We start from the raw sequence: 22,288 nt of genomic DNA, 5'->3' as shown, positions 1-22,288 counted from the left end.
TCGCATTAAAACGGGTTCAATGTATAGCCCTGCTGCTGTAACAGCGCATTGGCCGTCATCGCAGACAGCGCCATATTGATACCCGGCAACAGATGCGCGTTATCAATTTCGTAATAGGCTGCAGATTGTCCGCACAGATACACCTGTACCCCCTGCTCTTGTAACGCGGCAAGAAGTGGCGCATTGGGGTTTTTACCCCCAAACTTTTCTTCAAATTGCTTGTTCGCGAGCAAATCAAGACCAGCCTTACCATGCACGACCAACGCGAGCTCTATTTGCTCCGGAGGCACGCCGGCACGGGCCTGCATATTCAGAAAGCGAGCCAGACTTTCAAAGCGTCGATTGGCTTTTTCCTTATCGCCCTGATCAGCCACATCAAAAACCACCTTGAAGTGCTCCTTCCCAGTCAGCGGACTGCTCTGCTTGACCTCGGCAACCGCTCCGTAGTTTTCAATTACCGGCCCCTTGGAGAAGTCCGCAGCCGACGAAAATGGCGCAACCAATATAAAAAAGGAGAGTGCGAACGTGGGGTTAATCATTTTCAACTCACTGTTGCATTTAATGGTCGTGAATAAGGCAGCGGTAAATTACTGCATTGCCGCGGTGATCCCGGGCCTGACGGCGTCTGATCCCGAACTGGATGACGCCATTTCCAATCGATTACGCCCACCCTGCTTAGCCCGATAAAGCGCTGCGTCAGCGGCCTCAAACAGTTGCACCGCGGAAACATAATTATTCTGCTCAAAGGCGGCAACGCCGATGCTCACCGTCAGGGATATTTTTCCCAGCTCCAGTTCTGCCACCAGTCTGACCAAACGTTCGGCGACAACCGCGGCCTGTTCCCGGTTGGTCCGGGGCAAGAGTATGGCGAATTCCTCACCGCCATAGCGACAGGCCAATACCGGTTTGCGCACCTGCTTTCTGATCAACTGTCCCAGAGCACACAAGGCTTCATCACCACGCGCGTGCCCCAGCCGATCGTTAATGGTTTTGAAGTGATCCAGATCGAGAATCAACAGAGCCAGGGGTGTACCGTTGCGATCAGCCAGCGCAAACTCCCGCGGCAACTGCTCATCGAAATAGCGACGATTGAACAGGCCGGTCAATTGATCCAGATAACCGTGTCGCTGTATCTCCCCTACTCTGGCGCCCAGCGCCAGAGACAAGAGGACCATCTCCACCAACGCCCCCACCTGAAATGCGTTGTGGGTAAAACTGTTGTGGGGTACCAGGCCAAAGGTTTTCAACATATAGATGACCACACTCACCAAAAGCGCGGTCCAACCGACCAGGAAATAGCGCGCGGGCACCGAGCCCCGCAACAGGCTGATCACCCCCATCACCATAAACAGAATGGAAAGTACCAGGGTGAGAATGGCAAGGATCAGAATAATCGGCCCGTAGTCCACAAACGGAGAAACTATCGTCAGTGGAATAAGGAGGTAGAGTAACCAACGCGCTACTTTGTCGGTACGCGGTGCCAAACGGGGGCCGGAACAGACAGTGCGCACAAACTGGATACCAAAGATCAGGGTAAACCCAAGGAGGACTACCAGGCTTTGATTGGCCAGCCATGGATTTTCAGGCCAGAGGTATTGATAGGATATGCCGTTGTGAATGCCAAAATAGAGGCCATAGCTGACGGCGTATCCCATGTAATAGGCATAGGCTCTGTCGCGCACCGCCAGGAACAGAAACAGGTTGTAAATCACCAGCACCAGGAATCCGCCGTAATAGACTCCCAGTAATATCTGCTCCTTGCCCAGTTGCGGCAGGAATGCCGTTTTGCTGCTGACACTGAGGCCGATATTCATCGAGCCCGCGGTCTGGTAGCGCAGGTAGTAGGTTTGGATACTGTTGGCAGGCAGGGTAATCGGGAAAACGAAATCGCGCAGGTTCAGAGGACGAGAATGAAAAGGTCGGCGGTCGCCGGTGGCGATCTGCGTCCAGTCGCCAGCGGAATCCTGACTCCAGAAATCCAGGTGATCAATCAGTGGGTAGTCCTGGTGCAGGATCAGCCCCACAGGAGCCGTCGTGGGATTTTGCAGGGTAACCGCCACCCAGTAAGTAGCCTTGCTGAAGCCGAAGTTCGCGCGCTCGCCTTCAATCGGCTTCAGTTGCTGTTTCGCGTCCGCGTCCAGGACTTCCGGTAACGCAAGGCTGCCCTGCTCATCCACAAGAATCCGCAGGTGCGATGTGAGGGCATGAGGCCGTTGCTCCTCCTCCACGACGAAGGGATTCGCCGCGGCCCCCAGTGACAGACAAATCAGCAACAGCCCCCATATCCACATTGCGATCTTCATCGCTGCCGCTTCCCCAAGCTTATTTTTCTGTTAATTGACGCCGAATATTACCACAACAGGCGTGTATGCCCCGCCAACCCGAAACATCGGCCTAAACTGACCAGTCTCATACTGTCAAATAATGAGCAGATGTATTTCACCGTTACTTAGTGAACGACATATCCTCTGGGAGTCGCCTAAATGAACACTAAGCGCGGCAGATATAAGAATGGAGCCATTGAAAACATTCTGCTTACCGGAGCACTTCTCCTCCCTTTCTCCTCCTTCTCTTACACCTTTCTCATAGAGAGGTTTCCCCATTGAGCATGCAATTGATAATCTATATCATTCGCAACCCTGCAGGCGTTAGATCTACCATAGCCCGCAGTAGCGGGTAATACCCGACACCATCGAAATCAGGGGGCAGGGAATGACTTCCATCCACAAAACTACCTTGGCCGCAGTGATCTGCAGCCTGTGCGCGTCCGCTTCAATCCAGGCGGAAGAGACCATCGAAACGGTCACTGTGACCGCGAGCCGCAGTAACAAACCGATCAACGCCATCCCGAATACCGTCAAGGTACTGGATCGCGAGGCTCTGAATCAGCAGCTGGCCATGAGCAGCAGTCTGCTGGACAGTCTCAGCTTCACCGTCCCGAGCCTCACCCCTGCCCACCAGAAGATGACCAGCAACGGCGTGACCCTGCGCGGTCGTACACCTCTGTATATGGCGGACGGCGTGCCGCAGTCCACGCCCCTGCGCAATGGTGAACGCAGCGGTTTCACCTTCGACCCGGATTTTATCGACCGCGTGGAAGTCATTTACGGTGCCAACGCCATCCAGGGTGTGGGCGCCACCGGCGGCGTCATCAATTACGTGACCGTGGACGCGCCTGAGTCCGGCGACTGGTTGCGCAAGTTGAACACCACGCTCACTACCGATGACCTGCTGGGTACCGACAACCACTACAAAACCTCCGGACTCATCGGTAAAAAGTTCGCGCAGACTGATTTCGTCACCGGCATCGCTTGCGACGCACAGGATATTTACTACGATGCCGATGGTGACCCCATTGCCATAGACCCCGTCCAGGGCGACTTTATGGATAGCCAGAGCTGGAGCCTGTTCAGCAAATTTGGCTACGACCTGGACAGCGCACAGCGCCTGGAAGCCTCCGTCAATTACTTCAATCTGACTGGGGATGGCGACTACCGCGTAGTGGCCGGGGACATGGTCCAGGGTATTCCCGCCACGTCAGAAAAAGGCCGGGGCGATGGCGACCCCACCGAAAACGAAGCCCTCAACCTCACCTTCAGCTACACCCACAGCGACCTGCTGGGCGGTGAATTGAGCGCGCAAACCTTCTACTACGATTTTTACGCACTCTATGGCGGCGGCGCCTTTGCCGCCTTCCAGGATGCGGAGATCGCCCCAGTAGGCACCCTGTTTGACCAGTCTGCCCTGGCCTCGGAAAAAGCCGGTGCCAAGCTGACATTTATTCGCGACAACACCCTGATAGACGGCCTGCAACTGGTTACCGGTCTCGACTATTTGCGCGATAACACCTATCAGGAACTGGCTCAAACCGACCGCCTGTGGGTACCGAACATGGTCTACCAGGGCTGGGCACCCTTCGTGCAGCTGGAGCAACGCTTGGTCGATGACCGCCTGCGCCTGTCCGTCGGTGCTCGTGTCGAAAACGTCACCCTGAAAGTCCCCAGTTTCACCACCGTAGCCGGTGCCAATAACACCTATGTGGAAGGTGATTCTCCAGACTTCAGTGAGGTGCTGGGCAATGCCGGTGCCGTCTTTGATGTAACCGAAAACCTCACCCTATTCGCCTCCTTTGCCGAAGGCTTCACCATGCCGGATGCGGGGCTGATTCTGCGCGGGGTTAACACTCCGGACCAGACGGTAGCGGACCTGGTTGACCTGCAGCCGGTGATCGCGGACAACACCGAGGTCGGTGCTAATTATCAGAGCGGCGGCCTGGCGATTGCAGGCAGCTACTTCTGGTCCGACTCCGATTTCGGCTCGCGTATTCTCGTAGTGAACGGTGTCGGTGAAATCACTCGCCAAAAGACCGAGATCAAGGGACTGGAGCTGACTGCCAGCTATCAGTTTGAGTCCGGGGTGCGCACCGGCATTGCCTACAGTCAACTGGAAGGCCACTTTGACAGTGACAACGACGGCACCCTGGACAAGGATCTGGACGGCCGCAATATCGCTCCGGATCGGGTAAACCTTTACGTTGCCGGCCCGCTGGCCGAGCAGGTACAGGGACGCCTGCAGTACTCCGCGTTACTGGATCGCGAATTTGATGGCGGCCTGCCACAGCACAATTTCAATGGCTATCGCCTGCTCGATGCGATGGCGACCTATACCAATCCGGAACTCGGTACTTTCACCCTGGGTGTGGAAAACCTGGCGAACGAGTCGTATATCACCTACTACTCGCAGACTCTTACCTACGTGAACGACAGCACCTATTTTGCCGGTCGTGGGCGCACCCTGAGCTTCGGCTGGAACAAGGCGTTCTGATCGATTTATCAATCAGTGCCGAAATAGCTATGCATCCGTAACAGCCCCCGCAAGTGTTTGCTTGCGGGGGCTTTTGCTATTGAAGCTGGCGTTGGCATTTTCGACAGGCAAAAAAAGGGGTGGTCTACATTTCTGTAGCCACCCAAGCCCGATAAAAATCGTTGCCCTGCTGAAAGGGCTAAATCAAGGACGGAATCAACCCCGCGCGGGAACCGCTCGTAGCTGGAATTTCTGGCAGTCGCTGTCCGCTGCAGGCGCCTGGGCAAAGGTATTGCCCTCTGCCAAACCACAGTGCGCCAGGTCCAGGTTGTGCTTGCTCTCGCGGTTTTTGATTTGCAGGCTGCCGTCGGCCAGAGGTTGCAGCAACCACTGGCTGCTGCTCCCTTTACAGCTGCCAAGTACCGCTGGCGCACCGGGAACCACGGCATTGTCAGCGATGGTCATGCACTGGTCACCGGCCTGTATTTTGACAAACCCTTCATCCGCCGCCGCAATCTTCCAGCGCTGGCAGGAATCCCCTTTCCAGGCGCCCTGGCGAATGTCAGCCCCGGTCGCACAACCGGTTGCCTGCAGCACTCGGCCACTCTGTACACTGGCAATAGCAACTTCCTCGGCGGGCTGCAGTGACCACTGAGAACAGCCTTCGCCATTACAGTCTTTTGCCGCCAGCGGCTTGCCGGTATCGCGATTCAACAATTGCACCCAGCCGTTTTCATTCTGGTCCAGGGTCCAGCGCTCGGACTCGGTATTGGTCCAGGGTGCCAGCTCTCCGCTCTGGTTGAGGAAATTGCCGCTGGCGGTATTCGCCAGACGGTAAGCGCCGTCGCCAGTACTATCCAGCACCCACTCACTATCGCTGGATGCGCAGTCGTCCGTGCCTGTACCTGTCAGGCACTGGTTGCTTACCGCATTCGCCAGTTTCCAGCGCGCGCCCTGTACTTTGGTGGTGATTGGTCCGTTTTCACCGGAGGGCAGCTTCTGGAATTCACCTTCCGGTACCGGTACGCCGAAATTCGGGGTGCCGTTTTCATTCCAGGTAAATTTCTGCGCGCGCACCGAGCGGGTTGCACTGCAACCGTCGGTCTCTTTCGAGTTGCCGTGATAGACAATCCAATCTTCGGTTCCGTCCGGCGATTTAAAGAAACCATTGTGACCGGGGCCGAAAACGCCATTGCCGCGCTGGAACACAGGCTCCGGATACTTGCTCCAGGAGGCCGGGTCCATCGGGTCATCACCGGTGAGCTCTTTCATCGCCAGTTTGTAGTCCGGCGTATCGCAGAAGCTGGCGGAATAAATCATGAAAGTGCGGCCATCCTTTTTCAGGATCTCCGCGCCCTCGTTCACCTTGCGACCACTCTGTTCCCACTCGGCTTCCGGACGGGTAATCACCACACGCGGTCCCTCGATCGACCAGGGGTTGGTCATCTTGGAAATCCAGTTCAGCTGTTCGTCACCCACCCACTCGGACCACAGCAGGTACAGCTGGCCCTTGTGCTCGAGATAGGTGCCGTCGATATTCCAGGTATCCGGCATCGGCGAGCCCTTGTACACATAGGGCCCCATGGGGTCGTCGCCCACGCTTTCCAGTACCGACAGGTGCTGGTGGTCCAGTGTGCCGTGCTGGCCGGAGGTGTACATCAGGTACCAGCGCCAGCCATTGGGGCCATTCAGACGATGAAATTCAAATGCCCAGAAATTGCAGCAGCGCGCCGGATCGGTATCGGACCAGATATTAATCGGCGCCGCCGTGGCGAGCCCATCCAGGGTCGGCGATTTGCGCATCACCAGCTGCGAGGTCCAGGTGGTGGTCGTCAGGTAGTAGTTGCCGTCCCAGTATTCCAGCCAGGGATCGGCGCCATTGGCAAACAGCGGGTTGGCGAACATGCCTTCGGGGGCATCGACCTGGCCGTGCTGCGATTGTTCGGGCTGCTCGGAAGCTGCACCCTGCGCACTTTTTCCGTCTTTCCCCGCTGGGGATTTTTCCGCACTGTTTTCAGCGGGCTGGCAGGCGGTAATGCTCGCCAGTGCAATGCCGGCAACCAAACTTTTTGTGATAAAACGGGAAACGCGTTTTAGGTTCATGCTGATTACTCCCTTGTCGTTATTGAACCGGCTTTACGCCTTCAGAAGTCATGACCACACGCTGAATCGTGCCATCTTCGTTGTAGTGCAGATCGTCGATACACACCGAGCGACGGAAACTGCCGCCTTCCGGTGTTCCGCCGTTATGGTAAATAAAGAAGGAACGGCCCTTGAAGTCGATAATGGACTGGTGGTTGGTATTGGAGTTACCCGCCAGTTCGTTGAGGACACCCTTGTACTCCCAAGGTCCCTCGATGGACTTGCTCATGGCATAGCCGATTTTTTCCGGGAAACCCATGGCATAGGTCAGGTAGTAGTTGCCACCGTGTTTGTGCGCATAAAGTGCTTCGGTAAAGTTCGGCAGGTCCAGGCTGTGCATGGGACCATCCAGCTCGATCATATTGTCCTTGAGCTTGGCCCAGCGCGGTTTGGTATTACCCCAGAATAAATAGGCCTCACCGTTATCATCGATGAAGGTCGCCGGGTCCAGGTCGTCCCAGTCGATCTCGGTATCGGTGGTCATGTCATTGCTGATCAGTGCCTTGCCCAGGGCATCCTTGAAGGGACCTGTTGGGCTGTCGGAAACCGCGACCCCGACCGCAAAGCCCGGCTTGGTTTCATCGTGGCGCACCGTGGTATAGAAATAAAATTTTCCATCTTTTTCCACCACATGGCTGGCCCAGGCATCGCCCTTGGCCCATTTAAAATCAGTGACCGCCAGAGGAGAACCTTCGTTTTTCCAGTTCACCATGTCTTTTGAAGAGAACACCAGCCACTTGTGCATTTCGTAGAAGCCCTTGTTGTCCTTGGCTTCGTCGTGGCCGGTGTAAAGATAGACGGTGTCCTTGTACACCATGGCCGCAGGATCGGCGGTGAGTACCTCGGTGATGGCCGGATTGGCGGCATGACTGCCGATTGACGTTGCGGTCAGCCCAGCGGTGACGAGAGTGGCTAAAAATCTGTTTTTCATATTTCTCTCACTTCTATTTTTATAATGACAATTCGCGAAAAAATACGGTGTTCAGTCTGCAGCCTGCTGGCGGAACTCCGGCATACCCGAAGCATCCCAGTGCAGGACCCGCACCCGGGTCGCGCGGTTACCATCCAACAGGGGATTGCCCTGGATATTCCGGTAATCCCGCGCGTGGTACACCACTAGATCTGTTACGCCATCTTCAGCCACCGTAAAACTGTTGTGCCCCGGGCCGAAGCGCTTGCGCTCTGCACTGGTGTAAAACACCGGCTGTGGTGACTTGTTCCAGCTCCGGGGATTCATCAGGTCCGCACCTTCATCGGCCCACAACAGGCCCATGGCATAGTTGGCGTCGGTGGCGCTGGCGGAATAGCTGATGAACACCCGGCCATTCTTTTTCAGCACCGCCGGACCTTCATTCACCTTGTGCCCCCGGGTCTCCCAATCAAAGGTCGGCGTCGACAGGGTGATGACCGGCTGGCGAATCTCGGTGGCTGACGCCATTTCTGCCATCAGCAACTGCGAGCCCAGCTCGTCCTTCACATCGTACTGGGCCCAGACCAGATAACGATTACCGAGGTGAGTAAAGCTGGTGGCATCCAGTGAAAAACTGTCCACCGGCGTCGCAATTTGGCCCATCTCCTGCCAGTCCCCCTGCAACGGATTAGTGGCAGTATTGCGCAGGACGTACATGCGGATTTTCCACGGATCTTCCGCCTCACCGGCCGCAAAATAAATGAACCAGGCATCATCGATATAGTGGAGTTCTGGCGCCCAGATATGTGCGCTCATGGGGCCTGCCGCGTGCTTGCGCCAGATCACTTCGGCATCGGCTTCGGCCAGGCCGGCAACGGTCTCTGCGCGGCGCAGCTCAATGCGGTCGTATTCCGGAACCGTGGCAATAAAGTAATAGAAACCATCGCGACGCATAACCCACGGATCGGCCCGGCGCGCCACCAGGGGCGAAGGTAAGTGTCCCTGCAGGGACGCATCGTGCAGGGACGTATCGTGCTGGGTCGACGGCGCTGCGGCCACGCTGGCGGAAAGCCAGAGACAGGCGCAGGCCAACACCCGGGGGAACAGGCTTGGGAAGTTCATCGCTGTTTTCGTTATCGTTGTAGTCTTGTCTTTATTCGCGGGGCTGCTAGTTCCGGTACTGCTATTTTCCGTAGCGCTATTTGCGGAATGCAGGGCAGTTGCCGCGCCGCAAACAATATTATTATACTACTAATACCCTAACAACCCCGTTAAGCACCATAATTCGACGGGCTTGTGTGGATGAGAGAAGCACAATAGCCATAAAGAGAAGCCGATATGTTCCGACTTCCCGCAGTACTGCGGCGCCCGGTCGCGCTCGCCGCTGCCTGCCTCAGCCTTCCCCTTGCCGCCTGCGCCGACAGCGATGCCCGGGCGCAACGCCAGATCGACGTGCACGACCCGGTAATGATCCGGGAAGGCGACAGTTACTACCTGTTCAGCACTGGTCCAGGTATTACCATCTACCGCTCACCGGACAGGCAGCACTGGACCTATTCCGGTCGCGCCTTTGACACAGAACCCGACTGGGCGAAGGGCGTATCCCCCACCTTCAATGGTCACCTGTGGGCACCGGACATCATCGAGCACGATGGTCACTTCTACCTCTACTACTCGGTTTCCGCCTTTGGCAAAAATACTTCAGCCATAGGCGTGACCACCTCCCCGACTCTCGACCCCAGTTCGCCGGCGTATGGCTGGCAGGACCAGGGTATTGTGGTGCGCTCGATTCCGCACCGCGACCACTGGAATGCCATTGACCCGGCCATCATTTTCGATAAAGACGGCACACCCTGGATGAGCTTCGGGTCTTTCTGGGAGGGATTGAAACTGGTGAAGCTGGACAGCTCGCTCACCAGGCTGGCAGAACCGCAGGAGTGGCACACCATCGCCCGCGGCGACCGGCAAAAATACCAGCCGGTGGACAAGGCCGGTTCGGAAGAGCTGGAGGCTCCGTTTATTTTCGAGAAAAACGGTTACTACTACCTGTTTATCTCACGCGGGCTCTGCTGCAAGGGCGATGACAGCACTTACCGGCTGGCAGTAGGCCGCTCGAAATCTGTCACCGGTCCTTACCTGGATAAAGACGGTGTGGATATGGCGAACGGCGGTGGCACACCACTGCTTTCCGGGAATAAACGCTGGCCGGGGCTTGGACACAACAGTGCCTACACCTTTGATGGCAAGGATTATCTGGTACTCCACGCTTATGAGTCAGCGGACAATGGCCTGCAGAAACTCAAGATCATGGATATTACTTGGGATGATGATTTATGGCCGCACGTAGATCCCGCGGAGCTGGATAAGTACCAGGGATTCAAAGTTAAGTAGTTCCCACCGATTCAGAATAAAAGCACCAGAATGGCGATGAAAAAAATAATCTTAAGCCTCGCAATCAGTACCCTTGCCCTGAGCGGATGCGCCAGCAAGCAAGAGCCCGGCGAACTGGAAGTGTTCCCGCTCGACCAGGTTCGCCTGCTGGCAAGCCCTTTTCAGCACGCCCAGGACACCAACATCCAGTACATACTGGCAATGGATCCGGACCGGCTGCTCGCACCCTATCTCAAGGAAGCGGGGCTCGCGCCCAAAGTGGAAAACTACCCTAACTGGGAAAATACCGGCCTCGACGGCCATATTGGCGGCCACTACATTACCGCGCTGAGTCTGGCCTGGGCCGCTACCGGCAATAGTGAGGTCAAGCAGCGCCTCGACTATATGCTCGACGAGCTGAAGCGCGCACAGGTTAAAAATGGCAACGGTTATTTAAGTGGCGTGCCCGGCGGCAAAGCCATGTGGAATGATTTAGCCGCGGGAAATATCCGCTCCGATCTGTTTACCCTCAATGAAAAGTGGGTCCCGCTCTACAATATCCACAAGGTCTACGCCGGCTTGCGGGATGCGTATCGATACGCAGACAGCCAGCAAGCCCTGGAAATGCTGATCGCCCTGTCCGATTGGGGGGCTGAACTGATTGTGAATCTGTCGGATGCACAGCTACAACAGATCCTGAAAAGTGAGCACGGTGGCCTGAACGAGGTCTACGCCGATATCGCCGAAATTACCGGTGACAAAAAATACCTGGAAATAGCCAAGCGCCTGTCACACCGCGAGATTCTCAATCCACTGGAACGGCAGCAGGATAAGCTCACCGGCCTGCACGCCAATACCCAGATCCCCAAAGTCATCGGCTACAAGCGTGTGGGTGATCTGGTACAGGATAAAAAATGGCAGGACGCCGCCGCGTATTTCTGGGATGAAGTGGTAGCGCACCGCACTGTGGCCATCGGTGGCAACAGCGTACGCGAGCACTTCCACCCCACCGATGACTTTGCGCCCATGGTGGAAGATGTGGAAGGGCCGGAAACCTGCAATACCTACAACATGCTAAAGCTGACGCAATTGTTGTATCTGGGCGATGCGGAACTGGGTGATCCACAAACCCGCTATATCCGCTATTACGAGCGCGCGCTCTACAACCATATTCTGTCATCACAAAACCCGGATACCGGTGGCCTTGTGTACTTCACTCCCATGCGCCCCAACCACTATCGTATGTACTCCCAACCCGAGGAGGCCATGTGGTGCTGCGTTGGCTCAGGAATCGAAAACCACAGCAAATACGGCGAGATGATTTACGCCCATCGCGGCGACGACCTGTTCGTAAACCTGTTTATTCCCTCGACCCTGAACTGGGATGAAAAAGGTATCCAGATCCGTCAGGAAAATACCATCCCGGATACGGAAACCACCACACTGACGGTCACCGGCAGCGGCAGTTTCCGCCTGAAACTACGCTACCCTGCCTGGGTCGAAGAAGGTAGCCTCGCTATTGCGATCAATGGCGAAAACGTTTCTGTACAAGACAAGCCAGGCAGTTATGTCTCCCTGGCGCGCCACTGGAACGATGGTGACCGTATTGAAGTCAAGCTGCCGATGCACCCGCAAGCGGAACAGCTTCCGGATAAATCCGACTATTACGCACTGACATACGGGCCTGTTGTACTGGCAGCGAAAACCCAGCCTTTTGTCGGCGAGCAACTCAATTTTCTCGCTGACGACAGTCGTATGGGGCATATCGCCCGTGGCCCCATGTGCCCGCAGGAAATGACACCCACCTTTGTGAGCGAGGACCGTGATTTCGCGCTCGGGCTGCGGCGCTTGCCCGGAGACCAGCTGCGCTTTGCCGCGCCGGATAGCCTGCGTACCGCAGATATTCCGGCACTGGGAAAGAATATCGCCCGCGCCGAACTTCCCGCGCTGAACCCCGATGCCGGTACGGGGCTGGAGCTGATTCCTTTTTTCCGAGTGCACGAGTCCCGCTACAGTATTTACTGGCCTTACAGTACGCCGCAAAACCTGGCAGCCAAACAACAACAGCGTGAAGCGGAAGACCGCGCACGGCTGGCACTGACACGCCAGACCATCGACAAGGTGGCGCCCGGCGAGCAGCAACCGGAAGCGGATCACTTTTTTGCCGGCGCCGGTACCGAAGCGGGCATCCACCGCGGCCGCCACTGGCGACATGCCAGCGACTGGTTCAGCTACCGTTTGAATGATCCCAACCAGGAAGCACAGACACTGCGCATTACCTACTTCGGGCTCGATAATGGACGCAGTTTCCGGATCCTCGCCAACGCGGTGGAGATCGCGCAGGTAACACTGGATGGCAGCCGTGGGGATGCTTTTTTCAGTATGGATTACCCGGTGCCCAGGGAGGTATTGGAACAGGCAAACCAGGGGCACATCGAGTTACGCTTTGAAGCGGCGGAAAACTCCGTGGCCGGAGGAATTTACGGTGTGCGCCTGCTGCGCGCGATGGCGGATATTGAAGAGATGAAGGAATAGCAGCGGCGTACATAAAAAACCCCGGGCAGGTCACCCTGCCCGGGTTTTTTATTGATCGCTCTGGCTGGATGGATTCAGGCCGGAACTAACTCTTCTGATGGTACCGGTTGCACAAGTTTATCCAGCAGCTGTGCGGTATTGAAGCGGAAGCCCATCACGCCTTTAAACGGTGTTTTGAACACAAACAGGTTACCCGCCTGCCACTCCCGATCAAGGGTCCACTCGTTCAGAGATTCTTTTGCCGTGGTGACAAACATCAGATCCAGATCCGGGCCGCCGAAGGTAACGCAGGTCGGCTGGCTCACCGGCACCGGAATAGCCCCGGCCAACTTGCCGTCTGGGGAATAGCGCTGGATCCGCGCACCGCGCCACTGGGCGGACCAGAGGTAACCCTCTGAGTCCACGGTGGCACCATCCGGATAAATGCCGAACATGGTGCGCGCAAACAGCTCACGCTGACCGATATCGCCGCGGCGGGCATCGAACTTGTAGCGGTAAATACTGCGGCGCGGAGAGTCGGCAAAATAGAAGTGGCTGGAGTTCACATCCCAGCAGCAGCCGTTGGAAATAAAGATATTGCTTTCCTGCTGGCTGACCACACCATTGGCCTCGAGACAGTAGAGGACACCTGCAGCGTCTTCGCGGCCATCTTCCGCCATGGTACCCGCCCAGAAACGCCCCTGCCGATCAATCTTGCCGTCGTTGAAGCGCAGGCCACTGCCCTTTTCCAGCAGGGTTTTCTGCCACAGGATCTTGCCCTGTCGGTAATCAAACAGGGCGAAGCCGGTTTCAAACGCGGCGACAATACAGTTTTCACGGTCGGTGAAGGCGAAGGCACACAGGCGCTCCGGGGTATCGAATACCTCCAGTTCACGGCCGGGCCAGGACAGGCGATAGAGTTTGCACTCGTGGATATCGGTCCACCAGACACTCTGCTCTTTGTGGTTCCACAGCACCCCTTCACCCAGGGTATTGCCGACTTCGATCGCGTCAATGCGCTGTACTTCGAGCATGAGCGCCCTCTCTTATTCCGTATTGCCTGATTTTTTATCGTCTATGGGTAGCAATTAGTGTGCCGCTGCAGCCTGCCGCCGGGTGAGCAGTCGCTGCATACCGATGAAAGCAAACAGCAGCAGGCCGATCACGATCTTGGTCCACCAACTGTTCAGGGTGCCATCAAAGGAGATATACGTCTGGATAACCCCCATGATCAGCACACCGATCAGGGTGCCTACCACATAGCCGGATCCGCCGGTCAACAGGGTACCACCAATCACCACCGCCGCAATGGCATCCAGCTCCATACCTACAGCGGCCAGAGAATATCCTGAGAATGTGTAAAAGGAGTAGACGATTCCACCAAGAGCAGACAGGAATCCACTGATCGCGTAGATACTGATGGTGGTTCGGGCCACCGGCACGCCCATCAACTGAGCGGACTGGGCGCTGCCTCCCAGTGCGTAGATAAAACCACCGAGGCGACTGAAATGCGCCAGCAGGATGGCCGCAATCAGCACCATAAACAGGATCAGTGTGGATGCCCCAACCCAGGCACCGCCGGACAAAAGCAGACCGAAATCAGCTACCGCGTCATAAAATGGGTGCTCAATTGGGATCGACTCTTCACTCAAGGTCGTCGCCATGCCACGGGCCAGGAACATACCCGCCAGCGTGACAATAAACGGCTGTAGTTTGTAGTAGTGGATCAGCGCGCCCATGGAAGCGCCAAACAGGCCACCACCAATCAGTACCATCGGAAAAACGATCAGCGGGTGCCACTGCAGTTCACCGATCAAAAGCCCGCACACCACACCCGTCAGGGCGATCACTGCCCCCACCGACAGGTCGATACCACCGGAGATGATCACAAACGTCATGCCGATGGCTGTGATGACCAGAAAGGCATTATCGGAAAACAGGTTGGCGACCACTCGGGTGCTACCGAATCCGTCGAACTGCAAAGCACCCGCGAGGAACAACAGCACAAACAGAGCGCTGGTCACATACAGTGCGGTGAATCTGGAATTGGCGAGAGACTGAATCATACCTGCGCCCCTGCGTGTTTGTTTTTTCTGAAGGATGCAACAAGCGCAGCCATCTGTTGCTGGAACAGCGGCGACTGCAGCAGCAGCACAAAGATAACCACCACCGCTTTGATCAACAGGTTAAATTTTGCCGGCAGACCACTCATGATGATGGTGGTGCTGAGGCACTGGATCACCAGCACCCCGACAAGGGACAACAGAATGGAAAAGCGCCCGCCCATCAGGGATGCACCGCCAATTACAACGGCGAGAATCGCATCCAGCTCCAGCCACAGGCCCGCATTATTGGCATCCGCGCCCTGAATATCGGCCGCAGCGATCATGCCCGCCAGTGCAGCACAGACACCGGCAATGCAGTAAACCATCATTTTTACCGCACGCTGATTGATCCCCAGGTAATAGCTGGCTCCGGCATTACAACCGACACTTTCCACGAACAAACCCAGTGCGGTTTTACGCATCAGCAATTGCACCAGTGCAAACACCACCAGCACCAGCACGATGGGAAATGGCAGCCCGAGGAAAGCGCCCGTGCCGAGAAACGCAAAAGCATCGTTCTGGAAAGTCACGATCTGGCCGGCGTTGACCAGCTGCGCAATTCCGCGCCCGGCCACCATCAGGATCAAGGTAGCCACGATCGGCTGAATCCCCATATAGCTCACCAGCCCACCGTTCACCGCACCCGCTACCAGGCCCGCGGCGAGACCGGCGGCCATCAACAACAGAATGTTATCCACACCACCCACAATCAGGTTGGCGCACACTGCGCCGGCAATGGCCATGGTCGCACCAACAGACAGATCGATGCCGCCGGTGGCAATCACCAGGGTCATGCCAATCGCCAGCAGCGCCACCGGTGCACTGCGATTCAGTACATCGATCAGGCTGCCGTACAGGCGTCCATCCTGGATTTCGATATGAAAAAATTCCGGAGCCATGACCAAATTGATGGCCAGCAGGCAGAGGAGCCCCAGCATCGGCCATACATAGCGGCCGTTAAGCTTGGGCAGTGTGACTTTTTCCGGGGCACTCGCCTGGCCCGCGATCGTTTGTAGATTACTCACGTTACGCCTCCGCAATCGCCTGCATGATATTGCCTTCGGTAATGTCGTCGCCCTCGATCTCCGCCACCTTGCGGCGATCACGCATTACTGCAACACGATCGGAGAAGGCAACCAGCTCATCCAGCTCGGAAGAGGTTACCAACAGAGACATGCCGTCGCCGCAGAATTTTTTGATCAGCTTGAGAATTTCTGCGTGTGCACCTATGTCGACGCCACGTGTAGGCTCGTCCAGTACCAGCAATTGCGGATTGGTGGCCAGCCAGCGGGCGAGAATGACTTTCTGCTGATTGCCGCCACTCAACTGTTCGATGGGCTTTTCCGCATCCGGTGTCGCAATTTGCAGCTCGGCGATAAACCGCTCCGCCAGCGCCTGCTGCTCGGCACGGTTCATCGGACGCCACCAGCCCCGTCGCGCTTGTAGTGCCAACGCGATATTTTCGCGAATAGATAGCGGGCCAACGATACCGCTGGTCTTGCGGTCTTCCGGGCACAGCGCCAACCCCTGAACAATGGCTTCCGCGGGTTGTGAAAAGTTCTGCTGCGAGTTTTTGAAGGTCAGTTTACCGCCGGTCGTTTTATCCACACCGAAGACCGCACGGCAGACTTCTGAACGCCCGGAGCCGAGCAAGCCCGCTAGGCCCACCGCCTCACCGCGGCGCACCCTCAGGGAGGTGGGGTGCAGTGAACCACGCACCGCAACCTCATCCAGTTCCAGTAAGGTTTCCGCGAGTGCCTTTTGCTCCCGCTGCTCTTTAGCCTGCAACTCTCCAGTCTGTAAATCTCCAGCCTGAACTTTGGTTTCCGCCTGCAGCTCCTTGCCGAGCATATGCCCTACCAGCGCACTGCGAGGAAGGCTGGCCGCCTCGAACTCCCCAACCAGCTGACCGTTGCGCAACACAGTGATGCGATCGCACACCGCGTATACCTGATCGAGAAAGTGGGTAATAAACACAATGCCGATGCCCTTGGCCTTCAACTCGCGCATCACGGAAAATAGCTTCTCGCATTCCTCCGCGTCGAGACTCGCGGTGGGCTCATCCAGCACCAGCACCTTCGCCGACATATCCACACCGCGAGCGATGGCGATCAACTGCTGAATCGCAACAGAAAACGTCGATAGCGGCCGGGTAACGTCAATATCCAGGTCAAAGCGCTTCAGTACTTCTTTTGACTGACGATTGATCCGCTTCCAGTCGATCAACCCGAACTTTTTCGGCTCACGCCCCAGGTACAGGTTCTGTGCCACTGTAAGATTGGGCAACAGGTTGACCTCCTGGTAAACCGTGCTGATACCCACGGCTTGCGCGTGCGCGGTACTCTTCAGCTTTAGCGGTTCACCCAGATAGGCCATGCTGCCACCGTCACCTTGCAGCGCACCGGTCATCACCTTTACCAGCGTGGACTTCCCAGCCCCGTTCTCCCCCAATAGCGCGTGGACCTCGCCCTCGCGCAACTGGAAATCCACGCCGTCCAGGGCTTTAACCCCCGGGTAGCGCTTTTCGACTTTGCTCAGACTTAACAACGTCATGGTGTTTACCTGCCGGCTATCGCGCCTAGTTCTATTATTTTGAGCGCTTCGCGTATTCTGCAGCGGCGGTTTCCTGGGTAAACAGGTCACCGGTGGTGGTAATCAGTTTCTCCACCTTGCGATCGCCCTTCAGGTAGGCCTCAATCACATCAAACGCCGGCGCCCCCAGATGCGGGTTCAGCTCCACCGTAGCATTGGCATCGCCATCTGCCATCGCCTTGAAATAATCCGGCACACCGTCCACAGAAACCACCAGCATATCCTTACCCGGCTTCAGCCCCGCTTCCTTTATCGCCTGAATGGCACCAATGGCCATCTCGTCGTTGTGGGACCAGAGCGCACAAATATCCTTACCGCTGCTCTCCGCCTTGAGCATGGCTTCCATTACCTCTTTACCCTTGGTACGGGTAAATTCACCGGTCTGGCTACGCACGACTTCCGCATTGGGGTACTCGGCGATCACCTCATTAAACCCCTTCATCCGGTCAATCGCCGCGGTAGCACCCACCGTACCCTGCAGCTCGAGAATTTTGCAGTTACCGCCGGTTTCATCCATCAACCACTGCGCCGCACGACGTCCCTCCTCAACAAAATCGGAAGCGATGCGGGTAAGAAACAGCGTTTGGTTATTCACATCGATATTGCGGTCGAGAATAACCACCGGAATCCGCGCGCGTTTGGCTTCGCGCAACACCGGCTTCCAGCCAGTCTCCACCACCGGCGCAATCATGATCGCATCGACCCCTTGGGCGATAAAACTGCGCACCGCCTTGATCTGGTTTTCCTGCTTCTGCTGGGCATCGGAGAACTTCAGCGTGATACCACGCTTTTCCGCTTCCGCTTTGACCGACTCGCTGAAGCTGGTGCGCCAGCCACTTTCCGAGCCGACCTGGGAAAAACCAATGGTGGTTGCGAGTGCACTCTGGCTGGCACACAAGGCCAGGGCAAAAGCGCCAGACAGGATTCGAGAGATCTTCATAGCGGACTCCTCATCACTTTGGATTGTTTATATTTATTGTTGGGAGCTTGGCTCCCTTTGTAGGTCCACCCATCTTTGTGAACGAACACTAGATACTCAGACGCGAAGCTCCCGTTGCCGGGAAGCGGTTCACGAGACCGTCTGCGGCCTGGATGGCCGCAGCCGAGCCCCCATGGATGGGTTCACGGCGTGTCTCGTGAACCGCTTACCGGCGACGGGGGCGCCACTACGGCCAGCTAGTCGCTACCCTGCAGCATTTACTTGGCAAGGAATAACCACTAGTGGCGGCTCCAGTCCGGCAGGGGTATCCGGGACACGCCGTAAACCCATCCCTGGGGGCTTGTCTGCGAGGTCCCTCTCGCAGACAGTCCCGGATACCCCTGCCGAACCGAAGCCTTCGCAGCAAAAATTTCACTACGAAGAAAGAGTTTATTCCGCAGAAAACTGGTAAATCGTTGTCTGCCGGTACTGCTCACCCTTCTTCAAAATTACAGAAGGGAAATTACTGTGATTAGGCGCATCCGGGAAACCGTGGGTTTCCAAACACAATCCCGCATACTGATTCATGGGGGAGCCGTCATCGCGATTGCGGCTGCCATCCAGGAAATTTCCGCTGTAAAACTGGACCCCAGCCTCACTGGAGAAAATTTTTACCGCACGCCCGGACGACGGATGTACCAGAGATGCAATCGGCTTCAGAGCCTTGTCCGCGGTCTCATCCACCACCCAGAAATTATCGTAACCACCCGGCCACCACTCGATATCACGGCCAATTTGCTTGCGCTTGCGGAAATCCACCGGTGTATCCGCAACCTCGAGCAACTCACCAGTAGGAATCAGCTGATCGTTCAGGCGCAGCAGCTGGTCAGCGTAGATCTCCAGCTCATGCTCGAGGATTCCGTCACGCCCTGCCAGATTCCAGTAACAGTGATTGGTCAACGCCACCGGCGTTTCCGCATCGGTTACCGCACGAAACTCCAGGGTCAGAGCATCATCCTCATCCAGACAATACGTCAGCTCAATATCCAGATTACCCGGATATCCGCCCTCTCCGTCTGCACTGACACAGCGAAAAGTCACCGACTGGAAACGCGCCGAAGATTCGCTTTGCACCAGCTGCCAGCGCTTGCTATGCAAACCCTCCGGGCCACCGTGCAAATGGTTTTCACCATCGTTGGCCGGCAGCAGGAAAGTCTCACCACCCAGTTCAAAACACGCACCGCCAATGCGGTTGGCAACCCGACCCGCAGTCACACCAAGGTAGCCATCGTTCTCCAGCCAGTGCTGAGGATCGGCGTAGGTCAGCAGGATATTATCGCTGTGGCCATAGCGGTCTTTGGTGTGGATGGAATACAGGCTGGCACCGAGGTCACACAAGGTGACCCGGGTACCGCGACTGTTCTCCAGCGTAATCAACTGCAGCGGTCGATTACCGCTGCCGATGGGCAGCTCAGAGGCGACTATCCCGCTGGGCATGTTCAGTTCAGAATGCATCACTGCTTTTTTCACCATTTACCAGCCGCGCAATGTTGAGCGGATTGGCGTTTTTCAGGGCCTCCGGCAGCAGTGCTTCCGGATAGTTCTGGAAGCAGATCGGGCGCACAAAGCGCGCGATGGACATGGTGCCGACGGAAGTGAAGCGCGCATCGGTAGCCGCAGGGAAAGGACCACCGTGCATCATGGAATGACACACTTCCACACCCGTAGGGAAATTGTTGCAAACCACACGGCCGACTTTCTGCCGCAGGATTTCTACCAGATCGCCGTACCCCGCGAGCTCCGATTCGGTGCACTGCAGAGTTCCGGTCAGCTGGCCCTGCAGTGAAGCAATTGCCTGCAGTAGTTCGCTGCGATCGCGACACTTCACTACCAGCGACATGGGGCCGAAGACTTCTTCCTGCAGCTCTTTGTTGGCGAGGAAGTTCTTACCATCCACGGTCAACAGACCCGCCTGGCAAGTGAACCCTCTATCGTCACCAGCGGCTTCACCACAGCCAACCTGTTCCACGCCCTGCTGATCGCGCAGGCGGGCAACGCCGCTCTGGTATCCGGCCAGGGTATTTTCATTCAACATCACACCTGCGCCGACCTTGGCCAGTGCATCGCTGGTGGCCGCGATAAAGCGATCCAGACCTTCACCTTCCACTGCCAGCACCAGCCCAGGGTTCACACAGAACTGACCGGTACCCAGGGTCAGGGAGCCGACAAAGCCTTCGGCGATGGTTTCAGCTTTTTCTTGCAGCGCTTCTGACAAGAGTACGACCGGGTTGATGCTGCCCATTTCTGCAAACACAGGAATCGGTTCCGGGCGTGCGTTGGCCAGGTTGAACAGCGCCATACCGCCCTGCAAGGAACCGGTGAAGCCAACCGCTTTTACTCCCGGCGCCTTTACCAGCTCGGCGCCCACGCGGCGCCCGGAACCCATGATCAGAGAGAAAACACCCGCAGGCATGCCGGTGTTTTTTACGGCCTTATCAATCGCCTGGGCTACCAGCTCGCTGGTGCCCGGGTGGGAGTTGTGGCCTTTTACAATCACCGGACAACCGGCGGCAAATGCCGCCGCGGTGTCCCCACCGGCGACGGAGAACGCCAGCGGGAAGTTGCTCGCACCGAAGACCGCCACCGGTCCCAGTGCCTGATTGAAGGAACGCAGGTCAGGGCGCGGCAGCGGTTCACGATCCGGCATGGCGGTATCGATGCGCGCATCCAGGTATTCACCTTTTACAATCCAGTCTGCAAACAGGCGCAGCTGGCCGCAGGTACGGCCGCGCTCGCCCTGGGCGCGGGCCAACGGGTAGCCGGTCTCTGCAGAGACACGCTCCAGCAGCTCATCGCCCAGGTTCATGATTTCGTCGGCGCAGGCGTTGAGGAATGCAGCGCGCTTGGCCGGTGCCAGATTGGCAAATTCCGTGGCGCAGGCGCTGGCGGCATTCACCGCTTCGGTTACCTGGAACTCATCCGCGGAGCTGATCGCCGGTGCCAGGTTTTCACCGGTGGCCGGATTTACGCCATGAAATGATCCGGCACGGCCGTCCACCCAGTTGCCTGCGATCAGTTGTTTTCCGGTAATCGTCATTGGTTTCTCCTAAGTTTTTAAATCCAGCCGCCGTCGACGATGAAATTCTGTGCGGTGCACATAGAGGCATCGTCGGAAGCCAGGAACAGGGCCATGGCACTGATGCTCTCCGGCATCAGTGGATCTTTTACACTCTGGCCCTTGTCGATGGCTTCGCGTGCAGCGTCATCGACCCGCTCGGCCAGTTGCTTTTCGGTCATCACCCAACCGGGCACCAGGCAATTCACGCGGATTCGGTCCGGGCCCATGTCGCGGGCCAAACCACGGGTCAGGCCTTCGATGGATGCCTTGGCACTGGTATAGCCGGGCATGCCACCCTGACCTGCGTGCCAGCTCATGGAACCGAGGTTGATGATGGAACCCGCTCCCAGTGCTTTCATATAGGGATATACCGCCTGCGCCGCAAAGAAGTGGTGGCGCATATTGACGGCGAGACACTTGTCCCACTGTTCCGGAGTTACCTCACGAAAATCGTGGCGCGTGTCATTGGCGGCGTTATTGATAAGTACCGAGATGGGGCCCAGCTCTTCCGCCGCCTGCGCAATAACCGATTGCAAGCGGTTGATATCGGTGAGGTCGCAGGGGTAAAAGCGCACTTCGCCTGCCGCACTTTCGTTGCGCAGTCGCTCGACCAGTGCGGAGGATACGTCTTCCTGAATATCCACAAAGGCAACTTTGGCACCCTGCTGGAAAAAAGACTCCACCAGGCTGGCGCCAATGCCGGAACCGCCGCCGGAAACAAATACGGTTTTGCCATTAAGGCTCGGATATTGATTGGTCAGCGTCATCACTCGCTCGCTTTATGCATTATTCGTTGTCATTACTGCGCCCACTCT

The 22,288-nt window shown here is 56.8% G+C and carries 16 protein-coding genes; 3 read left to right on the top strand and 13 right to left on the bottom strand.

The window, feature by feature from the left end; translation table 11 throughout:
- Positions 1–5 precede the first annotated feature (5 nt).
- A complete protein-coding gene (locus tag GRX76_RS05835; protein ID WP_160152450.1) occupies positions 6–539 on the bottom strand; it encodes a DsrE family protein in 534 nt (177 codons plus the stop codon).
- 48 nt (positions 540–587) lie between these two features.
- On the bottom strand, positions 588–2,303 hold the full coding sequence (locus GRX76_RS05830; RefSeq protein ID WP_160152449.1) for a diguanylate cyclase: 1,716 nt from the start codon (positions 2,301–2,303) through the stop codon (positions 588–590).
- Positions 2,304–2,712: 409 nt separating this feature from the next.
- On the opposite strand from GRX76_RS05830, the gene GRX76_RS05825 reads away from it, so the two are divergent.
- The gene (locus GRX76_RS05825) at positions 2,713–4,824 is read left to right on the top strand and encodes a TonB-dependent receptor (protein WP_160152448.1); all 2,112 of its coding nucleotides are present in this window, start codon (positions 2,713–2,715) and stop codon (positions 4,822–4,824) included.
- A gap of 195 nt (positions 4,825–5,019) precedes the next feature.
- Here GRX76_RS05825 and GRX76_RS05820 read toward each other — a convergent pair whose 3' ends face one another.
- From GRX76_RS05820 to GRX76_RS05810, 3 genes are read right to left on the bottom strand one after another with little or no spacing between them, the layout of a single operon-like run.
- Positions 5,020–6,906, bottom strand: coding sequence for a family 43 glycosylhydrolase (locus GRX76_RS05820; RefSeq protein ID WP_160152447.1), 1,887 nt, complete (start codon positions 6,904–6,906; stop codon positions 5,020–5,022).
- A 19-nt stretch (positions 6,907–6,925) separates the two neighbouring features.
- Positions 6,926–7,876, bottom strand: coding sequence for a glycoside hydrolase family 43 protein (locus tag GRX76_RS05815; RefSeq protein WP_160152446.1), 951 nt, complete (start codon positions 7,874–7,876; stop codon positions 6,926–6,928).
- Between the two features lie 51 nt (positions 7,877–7,927).
- Positions 7,928–8,977 (bottom strand): family 43 glycosylhydrolase, encoded by a 1,050-nt coding sequence (locus GRX76_RS05810; protein WP_160152445.1) that lies wholly within the window; start codon positions 8,975–8,977, stop codon positions 7,928–7,930.
- Between the two features lie 216 nt (positions 8,978–9,193).
- Here GRX76_RS05810 and GRX76_RS05805 point away from each other — a divergent pair, with 216 nt between their 5' ends.
- Both GRX76_RS05805 and GRX76_RS05800 read left to right on the top strand, forming a co-directional pair.
- Positions 9,194–10,246: an arabinan endo-1,5-alpha-L-arabinosidase gene (locus GRX76_RS05805; protein WP_160152444.1), complete on the top strand. Its 1,053-nt coding sequence runs from the start codon at positions 9,194–9,196 to the stop codon at positions 10,244–10,246.
- A 36-nt stretch (positions 10,247–10,282) separates the two neighbouring features.
- Entirely contained in the window at positions 10,283–12,760 is a 2,478-nt protein-coding gene (locus GRX76_RS05800; protein WP_160152443.1) for a glycoside hydrolase family 127 protein, read from the top strand.
- A 74-nt stretch (positions 12,761–12,834) separates the two neighbouring features.
- Here GRX76_RS05800 and GRX76_RS05795 read toward each other — a convergent pair whose 3' ends face one another.
- The 8 genes from GRX76_RS05795 to GRX76_RS05760 all read right to left on the bottom strand — a co-directional run bounded on the left by GRX76_RS05795 (position 12,835) and on the right by GRX76_RS05760 (position 22,240).
- Positions 12,835–13,773 carry an SMP-30/gluconolactonase/LRE family protein gene (locus GRX76_RS05795; protein ID WP_160152442.1) on the bottom strand — a complete coding sequence of 313 codons (939 nt, stop codon included), beginning with the start codon at positions 13,771–13,773 and terminating at the stop codon, positions 12,835–12,837.
- A 54-nt stretch (positions 13,774–13,827) separates the two neighbouring features.
- Positions 13,828–14,805, bottom strand: a complete 978-nt coding sequence (yjfF, locus tag GRX76_RS05790; protein ID WP_160152441.1) for a galactofuranose ABC transporter, permease protein YjfF — start codon at positions 14,803–14,805, stop codon at positions 13,828–13,830.
- Positions 14,802–15,869 (bottom strand): ABC transporter permease, encoded by a 1,068-nt coding sequence (locus tag GRX76_RS05785; RefSeq protein ID WP_236250564.1) that lies wholly within the window; start codon positions 15,867–15,869, stop codon positions 14,802–14,804. The genes yjfF and GRX76_RS05785 overlap by 4 nt, the downstream gene beginning before the upstream one ends.
- Before the next feature lies 1 nt (position 15,870).
- On the bottom strand, positions 15,871–17,397 hold the full coding sequence (locus tag GRX76_RS05780; RefSeq protein ID WP_160152440.1) for a sugar ABC transporter ATP-binding protein: 1,527 nt from the start codon (positions 17,395–17,397) through the stop codon (positions 15,871–15,873).
- A gap of 34 nt (positions 17,398–17,431) precedes the next feature.
- A complete protein-coding gene (locus tag GRX76_RS05775) occupies positions 17,432–18,376 on the bottom strand; it encodes an ABC transporter substrate-binding protein (protein WP_160152439.1) in 945 nt (314 codons plus the stop codon).
- A gap of 429 nt (positions 18,377–18,805) precedes the next feature.
- The gene (locus GRX76_RS05770; protein WP_236250563.1) at positions 18,806–19,870 is read right to left on the bottom strand and encodes an aldose epimerase family protein; all 1,065 of its coding nucleotides are present in this window, start codon (positions 19,868–19,870) and stop codon (positions 18,806–18,808) included.
- A complete protein-coding gene (locus GRX76_RS05765) occupies positions 19,860–21,452 on the bottom strand; it encodes an aldehyde dehydrogenase (NADP(+)) (protein ID WP_160152437.1) in 1,593 nt (530 codons plus the stop codon). Before GRX76_RS05765 ends, GRX76_RS05770 begins: the two co-directional genes overlap by 11 nt.
- Before the next feature lie 17 nt (positions 21,453–21,469).
- Positions 21,470–22,240 (bottom strand): SDR family NAD(P)-dependent oxidoreductase, encoded by a 771-nt coding sequence (locus GRX76_RS05760; RefSeq protein ID WP_160152436.1) that lies wholly within the window; start codon positions 22,238–22,240, stop codon positions 21,470–21,472.
- Positions 22,241–22,288: the final 48 nt, after the last annotated feature.

It is taken from the genome of Microbulbifer sp. ALW1, from assembly GCF_009903625.1.
GTDB lineage: Bacteria > Pseudomonadota > Gammaproteobacteria > Pseudomonadales > Cellvibrionaceae > Microbulbifer.
This window is presented reverse-complemented; position numbering and strand designations above follow the sequence as displayed.